The sequence below is a fragment of the Bacillus sp. BPN334 genome (genome assembly GCF_008368885.1).
Lineage (GTDB): Bacteria > Bacillota > Bacilli > Bacillales > Bacillaceae_G > Bacillus_A > Bacillus_A wiedmannii.
Genome location: NZ_QOZW01000020.1, coordinates 205,115 through 220,857, shown reverse-complemented (window position 1 = coordinate 220,857; position 15,743 = coordinate 205,115). Strand labels below are relative to the sequence as shown.

The following is a 15,743-nucleotide window of genomic DNA, read 5'->3' as shown; positions in this document are numbered from 1 at the left end:
CCTCCTAACTAAGCTTGAAATAATTTTTGACAAGCAAAAACGATACACCAAACCCCAATTCCGAGTAGGACAGATGCACTAAGTGAAAACGAATTTTTCAACCCAATATAGACGATAAATAATAGTAGTGCGGATGCAGGAAATCCGTATAATACGCCTATAGCAAATTGACTTAATTCTTGTTTGTTCCCACCTTCGAAAGAAATCCAAAATAGGCTTAGTAAACTAACGAGTGGAAGGGCAGCAATAAAGCCGCCTACCGTACTATAATGTTTGGCGACTTCAGTAATCACACCGATAATAAGTGCCGAAACGATTACTTTAACGAGGAAATGCATATTGTGCCTCCTTCGCTAATAACGAAAAGGCTTTTTCAATTAATTGTTGTTCTTCTTTTGATAACTGTGATTCTAATATTTTTATCTTTTCTTTATCTAGTAAAGTATGCTTTTCTAATACTTCAATGCCGTCTTTCGTTAAAGTAAGGTTTACGACCCTTTCATCTTGTTTATTTCTTTCTTTCATGATAAATCCTTTTTGAATAAGGCGCTTTACGTGTTCAGACGCTGTGTTATGAGAGAGACTAAGCTCAGTAGCCACTTTTCCAATTGTTATATCTTTCTCACGAGAAACGATTTGTAAAATACGAATGGCTTGGTGGGAAAGGTTGTCTTCATATTCATATCGTAAGTGATAATAAATACTTTCCCAATGTTGATTGATGTCTTTCATAATGATAAATCCCCCTATTTTTATATCGCATAGTAAGATATATTCGTGAGAATAGAAATAAAATCCTTTTATTTGGATGGAAAATGTTGAAAAAGTTTATTTTTATTGAAATATAAGGTAATCTATGTGTAAAGGTATACATTTAGCAGGAGAGAGGATGATAGCTGTGAATACATTCAAATGGATGAGTCATGAACAGATGTATGTAGATGAAATACATGTTGAAAAATGTGGTCCTCTTTCAGTCGGCGTATATGGGGGAAATCAAGAAAGTGATGCATATGAAAGAGGAGATGCGGTGCTTGCTTGGTGGGATCCTGAATTACAATTTGAATTTGTTATGATTTTTGATACACACCACAAAACAAAAAATATAAATTATATAATAGAAGCGATTTCAGAAAGAAAAGAGAAACTAAAAGAGCTATTCTCATACCCAATACATTTAGCTTTTCATCATACACATATGTACTTATTAGCGTTATTTACAGATGAGCTGTTTATTGAAAAATGTGATCAAGATGATGAGGAACTTGCATGCTTAATTTGTTTACGAAAAGGTGAATTTTTATATTGGCTATCAGTTGGTGATTGCTTCGCATATTTATTCCATTCTGAGAAAACGAAGAATAGTAAAGGGCGGTTAAATAAACGGAAGAATTACGAATATATCGGTAGGAAAAATATTTTCGCAGCAAATACACCTTGTTTTACGTCAGGTGTAAGGGGATTAGAAAAAGGAATGAATCACATCGTCATGGCAACGGACGGTATTTTAGAGTGTGATAAACGAAAATTTGATGATGATCAATCTTTAGTAGAAATATTGCACGACGGAAGTTGCTTACAGATTGAGCCAGTATTAACAAATGTACTGCAGTGGAAAGGTAGAGATTGTGCCACAATTATTGGGTGGTCTATTGATACTGAAAATAAACAATGTGCTAATTAATATAAAAGGAGTTCAAGGTTTTTATCCTTGAACTCCTTTTTGTTAAGCAATATGAATATGATACGTTTTCAACCATTCATTTACTTGTAGCATATATTCCATAGCACTTCTTGCTTCAAAATTGTTAATTTCTTTATTACTTTCATCGGCAATGGCAAGTAATGTGGAATGATTAATAAGTGAGAAAATAGGATTGTTTTTATTACTGCACAAGTCGAGTGATAAATGACGGATTGTTTGTAAATAATGTGGATCTTGTGAAGTTGGATAAGCACTTTTTCTTCTATTGCGTACATCGTCAGGTAAAGCAGGTTGCAGTGCTCTACGTAAAATACCTTTTTCAATATTATCAATGCTTTTTATGTTGAAAGGAACGTTCCATAAATATTCAACTAATCTATAGTCGCAAAACGGTACACGAACTTCAAATCCTACAGCCATACTCATACGGTCTTTACGGTCAAGTAAAAACGGGAGAAATCTCGTTAAAAATAAATAAAACATTTGACGTTGTTTCGCGGATTTTTTATTTTCGCCTTCAAGAGTAGGTACTTCAAGTATCGCTTCTTGGAATCGTGTATCAATATAGTTTTCTAATTTGCATTGGTTACTTACTTCATTTAGTAGAAGAGGGGAAGTGTTTTTCCAATTTGTTAGCCAAGGAAATTTATCGACAAATAGTAAATCCTCTTGATGAAACCAAGGGTACCCACCAAATACTTCATCAGCAGATTCTCCGGATAAAGCTACAGTTGCATCTTTTTTCATTTCGCAAAATAGTAAATATAGTGAAGTTTCCATTTCGCCAGCACTCGGTAAATCTTTTGCACGGAGAGGAACGAATAAGTGATTTGCTAATTCTTCAGCATTCACAATAATGTCATGATGCGATGTCCCTACATGTTCAGAAACGCGTTTTACCCAAGGGGCGTCTAAACCAGTGCGAGCAAATGTCAGCTCGAAATCTTTGGCGCTATTTACAAAGTCAACGGAATACGTATGAAGTGTTTTATTTTCAGCGGCAAATTCTTTCCCCGCTAGTGCAGTAATACCGCTAGAATCTAACCCGCCCGATAACATGCAGACAAGAGGAACATCGGCAATTAATTGTCTTTTTACTGTATCTTGTAAAATAGATAAAATATGTGATGATGTATCTTCAGTACAGTCTGTATGAACTTTACTTTCTAAATTCCAATACTTCTTAACTACTTTTTTATCACGTGTAAACGTTATAGAATGTCCAGCACGCACTTCTTGAATATGTTTAAAGACGCCACATCCTGGAGTTCGAAATAAGCCTAATCCAAATATTTCGCTTATGCCATTTGCATCAATTTCAGCAGGAACAGATGGATGAGCTAATAATGCTTTAATTTCAGATCCGAAAATAATGCTGTCATTTCTTTCAGTGTAAAAGAGTGGCTTTACGCCTAAATGATCACGTGCTAAAAACAACTGTTGCTTCTGATCATCCCATAAGGCGAAAGCGAAAATTCCGTTTAAATGTTGTACGCAATCTTCTTTCCATTCTAAATAAGCATGTAGTAACACTTCTGTATCTGAATGCGTTTCAAATGCATGACCACATTTTCGAAGTTGCTCTCTCAGTTCACGGAAATTATAAATTTCTCCATTATAAGTAAGAGCATACGTATAATCACCAGCACGAAATGTCTTCGGCTGTGTCCCGCCTTCTGGATCAATAACAATTAAACGCCGGTGTGCAAAAGCCGCACGTGGTGAAAACCAAAATCCTTCAGCATCAGGACCACGATGCTGAATACTATTTGCCATCTCTTCTAAAATAACATGTTGTTTTGAAAGATCTTCCTTCCAATCGACCCAACCTGTAATTCCACACATACACATCTCATCTCCTAATTTAAAATAGTAGATTAATGAAATAAAATGTACATCAAGTTAAAAAGTCACTACATAAATAGTGTACTACATGAATTAAAGGGCAGACTTGAGAAAATTTTCTTGTAATACATAGTTATGTGAGACAATGGCTTAGGGAAAGTATTCCATAACATACAAAAAATAAAAAAAGATGAGAGAAAATATTTTGTAAGACGTTATATAGGGTGTAAAAGCTTTTACAAAAAAATAAGGGGAATCGCTACATGAAATCAAATGAGAAAAATTTTATAAAAAGATTACAACGGCAAAAAGAAGATGCACTAGAATTCGTTGTCGATACATACTTACCACTCATAAAAGGAATAACGCACAAAGTTCTTATTCCAGTTCAAAATGATGGACTCATAGAGGAATGTGTAAACGATATATTTCTTTCCATTTGGAATAACGCAAATAAATTTCATGGAGAGCCGAGTGACTTTAAAAAATGGATTGCGGCGATTGCGAAATTTAAGGCGATTGATTATTATCGGAAAGCGACTAGGAAAGTAGAAATTATTTCAGATGAGTTTCATATTAGTACGGAAAAGTCAGCGGAAGATGAATTAATCGTTATGGAAGATAGGGAAGAGTTATTGAAGCTTATTAATCAATTAGAACCGTTAGATCAAAAGGTGTTCATTATGAAATATCTTCTCGGTATGAAGACAGAAGAAATAGGAGATAAGTTAGGGTTAACTCGGGCAGCGATCGATAATCGTGTGTACCGTGGAAAAAAGAAACTACAACAAAATGCTACGAATATTAGTTTTGGAGGTAGTGCAATATGAAAGACATTTATGAACTATTAAATGACATTGATATAGATGAAAAAGAACTTGAGGAAATTGAGGCTTCTGAAATTGAAAAAGAAAAAGCGAAGCGCAATGTAAAACAATCGATACGTACGAAGAAAAAGATGAAAAGTTGGAAAAAAAGTGTCGCTGCTGCATCTATTTTAGTAGGGTTATCAGTTGCAACGCTTGGTATCGGGTTTCCTACATATGCCGGGGGATTGCCAATTGTAGGTGACATATTCCGATTTTTAGATAATGGTAGAACAGGGTTATATGAAAATTATAAAGAATTTTCGACTGAATTGAATATGATGAGAGAGAGTAATGGGGTTAAGGTTACAATTAATGATGCTGTGTTCGATGGTAGAACAATTACAATCACATATTCTATTGAAAGCGAAAAAGATTTAGGAGAGAAACCGTTCCCATTTGGAAGTCCGCAAGTGATGGGCTTTGATGGCGGAGGAGGTAGTTCGGACGTTACAAAAGTTGGAGAGGGAAAGTATGTAGGTATGACTACGATGAGTGGTCATGGTAGTGAAAGGTTAGATGTTGCAAATGTTTGGTGGGATATAGAGGCAATTGAGTTGGATTATGAAGGTAATGCAATAAAGGGGAACTGGAATTTCGCGCTTAGTTTAAAAGCAATGGATAGTAAAGAAGTAAAGGTTAATAGGGTTTCTGAAAATGAATTAATAAAAGTAAATATAGACAAAATGGAAGTAACCCCGATGTCCTTTATCGTTTTTTATAATCAAGAAGAAACTAAGGCATTACTAAGTATATGGGATAGTGCGGATGTTGAGTTAGAAATAAAAGATGATTTAGGAAATCATTATGCTGGTGAAGGAAATGGCGGAAGTAGTACAGTAGCAGAACCCCATAAAAGTAGTTGGAGTGCTACATTCCAAAAGTTAAACGAAAATGCCACAAAGCTTATCGTTACACCTCGTGTGCACTTGCGAGTTCATACACCTGAAAATCATGGTGGAGTGGAGTATGTGAATGGAAAAGAGAAGAAAATTGAAGTGCCGAAAAAAGAAGCGAAGAGTAAAGATATTGTTCTAGATGATATCGTAATTGATTTAAAGAAATAGAAGAGAGACTGCCTAAAACCGTTAGGCAGTCTTTTTTCGTTAAGAACTAGCTACAAGTAACGCATGCGGATGCTGCGTTTTATACTCATCTTTCCAAGGAATGTTTAGTTGTTCCCACGATTCGCCGCTATCATTGGATTGAAAGATGCCATTGTTATTTAAAGTGTAAAACGTATGTGGTTCTGCTGGATTTGTTGCAAACATTGAAATGACTGTACCAATTGCAGATGGTAGACCTTGCTGCACTTGCTGGAAAGGAGAATCTTTCGTTTTACGATAAATATAAGATTCATAAGGAATACGATGATGAGCGAGGTCAGCACTCGGTGCGGCAGAAACGAGGATTGTATCACAATCAGCCGGATCGATAGCCATGCTATATAGATAATGATGTTCAAGTCCTTCACTGCATGAAATCCAGCTGTTTCCACTGTTATAACTTTCAAGATATGCACGATCAGGTCCGCCCATAAATCCGTCACCACATGATGCATAAAGGCGATTTGGAGCGTCAGGGTGCATAAGCAATTGATGAGCATCGATAGGAGCACCAAATTTTTTATCAATCCAAGTATGCCCTCTATCATTACTTTGAATAACAGCACCAGCTTCAATTGAAACATGGATTGTATTTGGGGTGTTTGGATCAACTGTAATCCAGCGTACGTGATGGGTGAAAGGTCTAGGCGGAAAAGCCCACGTATAAGAAGATAATAATGATTTCATATTTTTAAGTTCAGTCCACGTTTCACCACCATTTTCAGAACGGAATAAAGCGCTCGGTTCTGTGCCGACATAAACGACGCCATAGCCGTTAACTTGCTCATTTGAGCTTATCGTTATAGAAGTAATCGAAGAATGTAAAATACCATCTTCTTTAGGGAAATCAAAGTAACGATATGAATCTCCAATCGGTCTCCATGAATCCCCACCATCGTCACTTAACCATAAACCTCGTCCAAATGTGCCGCAATATACACGGTTCTTTTGAAATGGATCAACAGCAATACAGGTAGGTTGCATATTTTGTAAGTGATACGCTGTTTCAAAGTGACCATATTGTTCTTTCACTACAACAAGTTCACGCTCCATACAGAGAAATAAACGTTTCATTTTAGTAACCTCCTTAGAAATTTTTTCATTAGTAAACAATATGAAGCTGAAAAGGAAGTAGTCTTATTTTTTGTTGAGAAAAAGGACTTGTTTGAAAAATAGCGAAATGTGTAGATAGAGGAAGCGGGCGTTTATGGGCAGTTAATGGGGGATAAAGATAGGGAATGTGTTTCATACTAACATACAGATATTGCACTTAAAGGAGTATTCGTATGGGACATTCACATGATCACGGTCATTCAAAAAATAAAAAAGCGTTATTAATTGCTTTCTTATTAACGACAAGCTTTATGATTGCTGAAGTTATTGGGGGATTTGTAACGAATAGCTTAGCACTATTATCTGACGCGGGGCATATGCTAAGTGATGCAGTATCCTTAGCGCTAAGTTTACTTGCATTCAAGCTTGGAGAAAAAACAGCAACAACTGCGAAAACATATGGGTATAAGCGAGTCGAAATGTTAGCGGCATTATGTAACGGTGTCGTTCTTATTGTCATTTCAGTATACATTTTTATTGAAGCAATTCGCCGTTTTAAAGAGCCAGTTGAGATTGCTAGTAATGGGATGCTCATTATTGCTGTACTTGGTCTGCTTATTAATATTTTATCAGCTTGGATATTAATGAGAGGCGGAGATGTGAAGGGGAATTTGAATTTAAGAAGCGCGTTCCTACACGTATTAGGCGATCTATTAGGATCAGTCGGAGCGATTATTGCTGCGCTATTTATTAAATTTTTCGGATGGACTGTTGCTGATGCGATTGCTAGTATTCTTGTGTCTATTTTAGTCATTATTAGCGGATGGCGTGTAACACGTGATACCGTTCATATATTAATGGAAGGTGCACCCCAACACATAAATGTTGAAGAGGTAAAAATTACATTATTAAATATTACGGTTGTAAAAGAAGTTCATGATTTGCACATATGGTCTGTCACATCTGATTTTCAAGTATTAACTTGCCATTTGATTATTAAAGGTGATGAAACGCAAAATGTATTAAAAGAGGCTACGGATGTATTAAAGGAGAAGTTTCATGTAGAACATGTCACCATTCAAGTAGAAATAGATGGTGAATTTAATCATAGTGAGACAACTTGCAAAGTATGAAAGAAAAAGGATAAGAAAATGTGTCATAACATTTTTCGCACGGCATACATATATATAATGTGGCCACAAATACTTTGTAAGGTAAATATTTCATGAAATTACTTTACTTATAAAGAGTCATCTTTTATAATCAAAAGTGGTAATTGATAAAGATTATCATTTTCAATGATCGTGGAAAGGAGTTTTTTAAAAGATGAGTAGTCAACTCCGTTTTGCTGTTGAAAATCGTAAGAGGCATTTAATTGATGAGTTAATTGGAGCAGGTGTGTTTAAAATTCGCGACCGACAATTATACGAGCTGTCTTTAGAAGAATTGGAAAAAGAGTACGAAGATATGGAAGATTATGCAGATATTCAGGCATAGCTATATAGATTAGTAAAAGGTGAGCTGGTTACGATTTTGTGTAACCAGCTTTATTATTATTTCGTAGAAATTATTTTTGATATTTCTTTCATTGGACGGAGCCAGTTTTGAGACATCATTTGTTCCATTTGTTTTTCGTCCTGCTTTTGCAATGCTTGAATGATAGAGTGATGTTCTTCAATAGATTGACTTGCTGGAACAAAGTTTTGGAAAAATAAATATTCAAGGCGTAGAACATGAAGTTGCATATTTTCTAGAAAGGGTTCAATATATTGGTTTTTAGCAATAGAAGAAATTGTATTGTGAAATTGTATATCTAGTTTTAAAGCTTGTTTTGCGTTTTTCTTCTCTATAGAGCGCTGAAAATCAGCATTTATTTCAGAAAGTAGTTTCAGATCAGCGTCTGTAATTTTTTGAAGTGCTTGCTTTCCTATAATAGAGTGAAGACCAGCCATCGTTTCATAAATGATAGGAATGTCGTCTAACTTAATAGGAGCAATTTTTGTTTTTTGCCCAGGTACCATTTCCACTAATCCAGAAAGCTCTAATATTTGAAGTGCTTCTCTTACAGGTGTTCTGCTTACTCCTAGTGCTTCAGCCAATTCCCCATCATTAATTTTTTCATCAGGCTGTAAAACACCTTCAATAATCCAATCTTGTAATTGATTTAAAACGAGTGATTTTGCCGAAACTCTTCCTTGTTTTTTATAATTTTGAGGGATGGGCATAGTGAATTCAATCCTTTCATTGTATATTTTCTTTTTTCTCATGAACAAACTTTAATTCCTGTTTCCCTTCATCCGGTTTTTGACTTAAGATGAGCACCATTACAATGACACAAAAAGCCCCTAATAACTGAAAAGATTGAAAGGGTACGTGCAATATAAGTACAGAAGAAATAATAGCCGCGAGTGGTTCAGTACAACCGAATAATGTTGTTTCTTTCGGAGTCAGGTATCGTATGCTGTCTAAGTATAAATAAAATGCAATCAGTGTCCCGAAAATGACGACAAATGTTATGAGCGGTAGGGTACTTAGTTTTACATATTTCATAGTCGATAATAAAATGAATTCGTTTGTAGAAATAAAGTGTAGAATCGTAACGCCAATACCCCCAATAATCATGCCCCATCCAACGATAACAGAGGAAGACCACCTTTCTAGTAATCCCTTTGAATATAAACTATAAAAAGCAAGAGATAATCCAGATAAAATACCCCAAATAATAGCTGGTGTAGAAACAGCCAAGTTATGAACAGACCCGTTTGTTAGTAAGAGAAAAGTGCCTACTAATGAAAGGGTAATGGAAATGAAATCAATTTTTGATGGTCGAACGTTCCATTTGAAAAGTAAGTATACAGTGATGAATATGGGAGCTAAATATTGCAATAATGTTGCGACAGCGGCATTTCCCTCTTTAATAGAAGCGAAGTACGTGTACTGTACAGCAAGCATACCGAATAGGCCAAACAATATCATTTTAGTAGCATCAGATCTTTGTTTCCATATGCCGAATATTTCTTTTTTTCTCGTTCCGAATGATGAAATAAGGAGCAAGATAAAGCCTGATATAAGCAAACGAATTGTAACTAACCATTCAGTAGAAACATTTTCATATTGAAAAAGTTGTTGTGCAGCTGTCCCGGACAAGCCCCATAAACAAGCACCAATTACAACCATAATGATTCCTTTTAAACGATTTGGATCCATACTGTATATAGTCCTCCTTTTAAAAATATATATCGGATACAATATGCAATATATCACAGAAAGAAACATTAATAAATTGAAATTTCTTTCTTAATGTAAAGTGTTATTCAAATTAAAGAAAATTTGTTAAATAAGAGAACGATAAAATAAAAAGGCTTCTGTTTACGGAAGCCTTTTTATTTTAGATTATGAAGTGTAAGTAAAAGCCGGAATAGGATCAACAAATGTATTCCACTTTTGTTCCATTTCCTTGTCTGTTAATAGACAATCATCTAATGATTGTTCAATCACAGAATGATTCATATCAATACCGATAAATACGAGCTCAGTTATTCGATCTCCATATCGCTCGTCCCAGTTTTTCAATACTTCGGGTTCTTCTTTAATAATTTGATTTCTTTCAGTTTCAGGTAATGCGGCTATCCATTCACCTGCTCCTTGAATTGTAATAGAGGAACCTGCTTGAGATAGAAGCCCTATCATATTATTACGAGATGCGAGCCAGAAAAAGCCTTTCGCTCTTACAACATCTACAGGCCATTTTTCTAGCCAATTCATAAGGCGTTCAGGATGAAAAGGGGATTTACGACGGTATACAAAGGAATTGATACCATATTCTTCAGTTTCGGGTGTATGATGTTCACTATTTAGTTCTTGCATCCAGCCCGCCGATTGACTCGCTTCCTCATAATTAAATAAATTTGTATTTAAAATTTCTTGCAATGGTACATTGCTAAATGAAGCTTCAATAATTTTTGCACCGGGATTTAATTTTTGTAGTAAATGATGAAGTTCTACCCTATCTTCTTTTTCTAGTAAATCAATTTTATTAAGAATAATGACATTCGCAAATTCAATTTGGTCTATTAGTAAATCAATAACTTCTCGAGTATCATTTTCATCGATAGCCTGTTTACGGTCTAATAAACTTTCACCATCTGCAAAATCATCCCAAAATTTATTTGCATCTACAACTGTAACCATCGTATCGAGGCGACAATTTCTCGTTAAATCGATATTAAGTACTTCGTCAGTATAAGTAAATGTTTGGGCAACTGGAATCGGCTCACTTATACCTGAAGCTTCAATAACTATATAGTCAATATCACCGTTTTCAACAAGCCGACTCACTTCTATCATTAAATCTTCTCGTAGTGTACAGCAGATACAACCATTTTGAATTTCTACTAATTTCTCTTCCGTACGTGAAAACCCACCTTTTTTTATAAGCGATGCATCAATGTTTATTTCACTCATATCGTTAACGATAACAGCCACTTTTAAGTTGCTCTTATTAGCCAAAATATGATGTAGTAGAGTAGTTTTTCCAGCTCCTAGAAACCCACTTAATACAGTGATAGGTACTTTTTTCATAAAATGATCTCTCCTTTAAATCGTAATGATTACGTTTTATATTAAGTGATAGAAAAGAAAAAATCAATAATAAATCATAATGATTACAATTTAAGAATAGGAATAGACTATAAAATTTGTGCTGTAGTAGTGTAGGGCATTTGGACAAGTATACAATTTAATATGAATAAAGTGGGGGATAATGTTGGTCTTTAATAGAGTTTCAAAAGAATTAATAGGAATAGCCCTTATTTCTATTTTTCTTTTTTTATTATTTTTTGTAGATTTTACAAGTCTAGCAAATTTGCACAAAAGTATGCCACAAGAATGGTTGAATGTGAATACCGTGTTTTTAAGTATTATATTCGAAGCAATACCTTTTATTTTATTAGGGGTAATTGTTTCTTCACTCATTCAAGTGTTTGTGACGGAAGATATGATTCAAAAAGTAATGCCGAAATCAAAGATTGTTGCAATGATTCCAGCGGTATTTGTCGGAATCATTTTTCCGATGTGTGAATGTGTCATTATACCAATTGTAAGAAGACTTATTCAAAAAGGACTCCCTCTTCATGTAGGAATTGTAATTTTATTGAGTGCACCTATTATGAATCCGATTGTTCTTTTATCTACCGTATATGCATTTCAAAAAAATGATGTAATTGTATATGCACGCTTTGGGTTAACGATTTGTGCGGCGCTATTAGTTGGGCTAATTGTGTATTATTTCTATCGCGGGAACAATATTTTAAAAGATATAGAGGATCCGATTCAGAAAAAAGAAAAAAAGGGCTGGGGGAATGTTGTGAATCACACTGTAGATGAGTTTTTTGATACGGGTAAATATTTATTGATTGGTGCTTTTTTTGCGAGCGTATTTCAAACGTTTTTTGATCGAAATGTACTTGATGCAGTGGCCCATAATGAAGTAATTTCCCCAATTATTATGATGGGATTTGGTTATGTTTTATCCATTTGCTCAGCAGCTGATGCATTTATAGCGGCATCTTTTGGACATGTCTTCTCTGTAAAAGCACTTCTCGCATTTCTTGTGTTTGGACCTATGCTTGATATGAAAAATACATTAATGCTATTTGCTTATTTTCAAAAGAGATTTGTATTCTTTTTGATTGGAATTATTATTTTATCGGTGTACACAATCGTGCAAATTACAACGTTATAGGAGGTGGGAAACAGTGGAGGAACAGGAACAGAAGGCCTATCATCGCTATATTCGTGGCATTATTTTAATTGGTTTAGCGATGCTCTTATTTAAACTACTTGTAACAGGCAATATTTATAATTTTATCGCTCCAAAAATGATTAAATTTACGTATATAGCTTTTGTAGTGATTTTACTTCTTGGTTCTTTACAAGTTTGGAGAGATGGGGGAGAAAAACGGGATGATTGTAATTGTTGTAAGCATCATACAGCATTAAAATCAGGGATGAAAAGTTTCTTTGTATATGTTTTATTTGTTGTTCCGATTATTAGTGCTTTTCTATTTGGAAGTGTAACAATTGACGGAAGTTTAGCGGGAAAAAGAGGTATGAATCAAAGTGTACAGGCGAGAAGTATGGAAAAGAACGAAAAAGGGGGAATACAGGCAAATTCTGTTTGGAAAGAAAGATTAGTTGATCAAGATGAAACCTCGAATTTAAAAGTGATTAATCAAGTGGAAGAACAATTAGAAAAAAGTATGTTAGGACAACGAAAAATACAAGTAGAGGATAAGGATTATGTTCAAACAATGAGTATAATTGGCCAAGATGTAAAAGGGTTTAAAGGGAAAGAAATTACATTCTCAGGGTTTATATATAATGATAAGGATGTGACGGGTGATAAAGCGGTAGTGGCGCGATACGGCATAACTTGTTGTATTGCGGATGCATCAGTCTGGGGGATGATTGTTGCAGGGGAAAACGTAAAAAAGCTCCCACAGGAAACATGGGTGAAAATAACAGGTTTGTTGGACGAAACGACATATAAAGGAACACTATTTCCACTTGTAAAAGTAAGTAAAGTAGAGAAAATTAATACGCCTGCAGATCCGTATGTATACGATGCTTTACCGCAATAAGAAAGGAATAATAATTCATATTTTTATGAAATAAAATCATAATTACAATGATAAAAAAATAAAGATAAGAGTAATTTGGTTTGTTAAAAATATGTGTAGAAGGAGAAATGTGATGAGCTGGGTTACTCATAAACCAACATTTGAATTTGATCAATATAGTCCATATATTCGAATGAACTCTGCGTGGGTGGGACATTTAAACTTCGCTTATGATTTAGTAAGATTTGAAAAACCAGAAATATTAGTTGAGTTAGGTACACATTTAGGAGCTTCTTTTTTTAGTTTTTGCCAAGGGGTAAAAGATGGAGGAGTATCTACAAAATGCTTTGCTGTAGATACTTGGGCAGGAGATGAGCACACAGGTCCATATGGAGAAGGTGTTTTTCAAATAGTGAGTAAATTCGTGAGCACGAGTTATCCTCAAATAGGGAATTTAATTCGGTCTACTTTTGATGAGGCTGTGGATCAGTTTCAAGATGGAACGATAAATTTGTTGCATATTGATGGCTATCATACGTATGAAGCAGTTTCTCATGATTATAAAACATGGTTACCGAAACTTGCGAATAACGGTATCGTGTTATTTCACGATATTGAGGTGAAAGATCGAAATTTCGGCGTGTATAAATTTTGGGATGAGGTCAAAGCGAAGTACCCTCATTTTCAGTTTGAGCATTCATATGGGCTCGGAGTGTTATTTCCGAAAGGTTGTAGTGATAAGTTTGTGGAAATACTTAAAAATAAAGAAGAAATACAAAATATGTATAAATAAAAGTGGAGCATGCATCATTTTAATGATGTGTGCTTTTTTGTGGGGAAAAATGGTAGTCCTTAAAAGGTGAGGATAATAGTAAAAAATTTGTTATGGCAAATATTAAAAAAGTTATTTATGGATTGTTCTATATAAAAATGTAACATTTTTTATATTTTCCATTGCGAAAAGTAACATCTACTTTTACAATAGAAAAGGTGTTATATTATACTGGAAAAATAAATCGAAATAATATGAAAATTTTGTTTTGTCTTCGCTAATTGTATATTACATACATGTAAGACGACACACGTCATGTTATCGACTTGTAAGGAGAGAAAAAAATGAAAAGTGTAAGATTACCATCGATGCTAGAAATCATAGTTCTTTTATTACTATTTCTTGCTGTTGTCTTTTCCTTCCAAACGATTTTTGATCTCCCAATTCAATTAGCGCTATTTATTTCATGGTTTTTAGTAATTGCGCTTGGATTAAGATTAGGATTTCGTTATCAAGAATTGCAAGATGCAATTACGAAAGGAATTTCTAACGGATTAGAAGCAATACTGATTTTAGTTGCAGTAGGTGCTTTAATTGGAACGTGGATTGCTGGTGGCGTAGTACCAACATTAATCTATTATGGATTAGAATTTATTCACCCTAGCATATTCCTATTAGCAACATTAATCATATGTTCGATTACTTCTATCGCAACAGGAACATCATGGGGAACAGTAGGAACAGCGGGTATTGCTATGATGGCGATTGGTGAGGGACTTGGATTACCACTTCCGCTTGTTGCGGGTGCAGTTCTTTCAGGAGCTTATTTCGGCGACAAATTATCACCACTTTCTGATAGTACAGTTCTTGCAGCTTCTATGGCGAAAGTAGACGTTATTGCTCACGTTCGAGCTATGCTCGTATTAGATGTTCCGGCTTATATTATTACTAGCATTATGTTTACTGTAGCTGGTTGGATGTATGGCGGCGATAATGTAGATTTGAATCGAGTAGAGTTTTTAAAAGAAGCTTTATTAAAGCAATTTGATATTAAAATATGGATGCTTGTTCCGGCGGTCATTGTTATTGTTCTATTAGCGATGAAGAAACCGTCTATGCCGACAATTGCAATGGGAGCTTTAATTGGTGCAATTTGGGCAGCTCTTTTCCAAGGAATGAACTTTGGAGAGGCAATTGGAACAGCGTATAACGGATTTTCAATTCAATCTGGTGTTGAGTTTGTTGACAAGTTATTAAACCGTGGTGGAATTAACGGTATGCTTGGATCAGTAGCCGTTATTATTTTCGGTTTAGGATTTGGTGGATTACTTGAAAAACTAGGTGTTTTAAAAGTAATCGTATCAAAATTTGAGAAGAAATTAAATTCTGCAGGCAATGTAACATTGTCTACATTAATCGTGGCATTCTTAGCAAATATATTTGGTTGTGCGATGTACGTATCACTAATTTTAACACCGAAAATTATGGAAGATAGCTATGATAAATTAAAAATAGACCGACGTGTATTAGCACGTAACTCAGAAGTAGGTGGAACGTTAACTTCAGGTATGGTTCCATGGTCTGATAATGGTATTTTTATGGCTGGTATTTTAGGTGTAGCAACATTCTCATACGTTCCATTTATGTGGTTAAGCTTCGTATCATTAATTTTAGCAGTTATTTACGGATATACAGGCAAATTTATTTGGTATGTAGATGATGCCGATAAAGGAAAGCAAGCATCATAAAATAAAAAATCACCTTCTACAATATGTA

General features: G+C 34.8%; 16 protein-coding genes. 9 read left to right on the top strand and 7 right to left on the bottom strand.

Going from position 1 to position 15,743, the window contains the following annotated elements:
• Positions 1 to 8: 8 nt before the first annotated feature.
• Positions 9 to 338 (bottom strand): DUF3147 family protein, encoded by a 330-nt coding sequence (locus DN393_RS27670; RefSeq protein WP_103655426.1) that lies wholly within the window; start codon positions 336 to 338, stop codon positions 9 to 11.
• The gene (locus tag DN393_RS27665; RefSeq protein ID WP_064476507.1) at positions 322 to 732 is read right to left on the bottom strand and encodes a MarR family winged helix-turn-helix transcriptional regulator; all 411 of its coding nucleotides are present in this window, start codon (positions 730 to 732) and stop codon (positions 322 to 324) included. The genes DN393_RS27670 and DN393_RS27665 overlap by 17 nt, the downstream gene beginning before the upstream one ends.
• Positions 733 to 856: 124 nt before the next feature.
• Between DN393_RS27665 and DN393_RS27660 the strand changes: the two genes are divergently transcribed.
• Entirely contained in the window at positions 857 to 1,684 is an 828-nt protein-coding gene (locus DN393_RS27660; RefSeq protein WP_064476506.1) for a PP2C family serine/threonine-protein phosphatase, read from the top strand.
• A gap of 42 nt (positions 1,685 to 1,726) precedes the next feature.
• On the opposite strand, the gene asnB is transcribed toward DN393_RS27660, so the two are convergent.
• A complete protein-coding gene (gene asnB, locus DN393_RS27655) occupies positions 1,727 to 3,550 on the bottom strand; it encodes an asparagine synthase (glutamine-hydrolyzing) (protein WP_064476505.1) in 1,824 nt (607 codons plus the stop codon).
• A gap of 263 nt (positions 3,551 to 3,813) precedes the next feature.
• Between asnB and DN393_RS27650 the strand changes: the two genes are divergently transcribed.
• Together DN393_RS27650 and DN393_RS27645 are read left to right on the top strand one after the other, a co-directional pair.
• Positions 3,814 to 4,380 (top strand): sigma-70 family RNA polymerase sigma factor, encoded by a 567-nt coding sequence (locus tag DN393_RS27650; RefSeq protein ID WP_098103325.1) that lies wholly within the window; start codon positions 3,814 to 3,816, stop codon positions 4,378 to 4,380.
• A complete protein-coding gene (locus tag DN393_RS27645; RefSeq protein ID WP_149174131.1) occupies positions 4,377 to 5,483 on the top strand; it encodes a DUF4179 domain-containing protein in 1,107 nt (368 codons plus the stop codon). Before DN393_RS27650 ends, DN393_RS27645 begins: the two co-directional genes overlap by 4 nt.
• A 39-nt stretch (positions 5,484 to 5,522) precedes the next feature.
• On the opposite strand, the gene DN393_RS27640 is transcribed toward DN393_RS27645, so the two are convergent.
• Positions 5,523 to 6,596 (bottom strand): WD40/YVTN/BNR-like repeat-containing protein, encoded by a 1,074-nt coding sequence (locus DN393_RS27640; RefSeq protein ID WP_064476502.1) that lies wholly within the window; start codon positions 6,594 to 6,596, stop codon positions 5,523 to 5,525.
• Between the two features lie 212 nt (positions 6,597 to 6,808).
• Between DN393_RS27640 and DN393_RS27635 the strand changes: the two genes are divergently transcribed.
• Both DN393_RS27635 and fbpA read left to right on the top strand, forming a co-directional pair.
• Positions 6,809 to 7,708, top strand: a complete 900-nt coding sequence (locus DN393_RS27635; RefSeq protein ID WP_149174130.1) for a cation diffusion facilitator family transporter — start codon at positions 6,809 to 6,811, stop codon at positions 7,706 to 7,708.
• Between the two features lie 193 nt (positions 7,709 to 7,901).
• On the top strand, positions 7,902 to 8,072 hold the full coding sequence (gene fbpA, locus DN393_RS27630) for a Fur-regulated basic protein FbpA (RefSeq protein WP_000098301.1): 171 nt from the start codon (positions 7,902 to 7,904) through the stop codon (positions 8,070 to 8,072).
• Positions 8,073 to 8,128: 56 nt separating this feature from the next.
• On the opposite strand, the gene DN393_RS27625 is transcribed toward fbpA, so the two are convergent.
• The 3 genes from DN393_RS27625 to DN393_RS27615 all read right to left on the bottom strand — a co-directional run bounded on the left by DN393_RS27625 (position 8,129) and on the right by DN393_RS27615 (position 11,156).
• Complete coding sequence (locus tag DN393_RS27625; protein WP_064476500.1) at positions 8,129 to 8,800, bottom strand: GntR family transcriptional regulator; 672 nt, start codon at positions 8,798 to 8,800, stop codon at positions 8,129 to 8,131.
• 16 nt (positions 8,801 to 8,816) lie between these two features.
• Positions 8,817 to 9,782: a DMT family transporter gene (locus tag DN393_RS27620; RefSeq protein WP_098111807.1), complete on the bottom strand. Its 966-nt coding sequence runs from the start codon at positions 9,780 to 9,782 to the stop codon at positions 8,817 to 8,819.
• Between the two features lie 186 nt (positions 9,783 to 9,968).
• Positions 9,969 to 11,156, bottom strand: a complete 1,188-nt coding sequence (locus DN393_RS27615) for a GTP-binding protein (RefSeq protein ID WP_064476498.1) — start codon at positions 11,154 to 11,156, stop codon at positions 9,969 to 9,971.
• Between the two features lie 184 nt (positions 11,157 to 11,340).
• Between DN393_RS27615 and DN393_RS27605 the strand changes: the two genes are divergently transcribed.
• The 4 genes from DN393_RS27605 to nhaC all read left to right on the top strand — a co-directional run bounded on the left by DN393_RS27605 (position 11,341) and on the right by nhaC (position 15,715).
• The gene (locus DN393_RS27605) at positions 11,341 to 12,318 is read left to right on the top strand and encodes a permease (protein WP_149174129.1); all 978 of its coding nucleotides are present in this window, start codon (positions 11,341 to 11,343) and stop codon (positions 12,316 to 12,318) included.
• A 13-nt stretch (positions 12,319 to 12,331) separates the two neighbouring features.
• Positions 12,332 to 13,216: a TIGR03943 family putative permease subunit gene (locus DN393_RS27600; protein ID WP_098103322.1), complete on the top strand. Its 885-nt coding sequence runs from the start codon at positions 12,332 to 12,334 to the stop codon at positions 13,214 to 13,216.
• A gap of 112 nt (positions 13,217 to 13,328) precedes the next feature.
• The gene (locus tag DN393_RS27595) at positions 13,329 to 13,988 is read left to right on the top strand and encodes a class I SAM-dependent methyltransferase (RefSeq protein ID WP_064476495.1); all 660 of its coding nucleotides are present in this window, start codon (positions 13,329 to 13,331) and stop codon (positions 13,986 to 13,988) included.
• A 323-nt stretch (positions 13,989 to 14,311) separates the two neighbouring features.
• Positions 14,312 to 15,715, top strand: coding sequence for a Na+/H+ antiporter NhaC (gene nhaC / locus DN393_RS27590; RefSeq protein WP_064476494.1), 1,404 nt, complete (start codon positions 14,312 to 14,314; stop codon positions 15,713 to 15,715).
• The last annotated feature ends 28 nt before the right edge of the window (positions 15,716 to 15,743 follow it).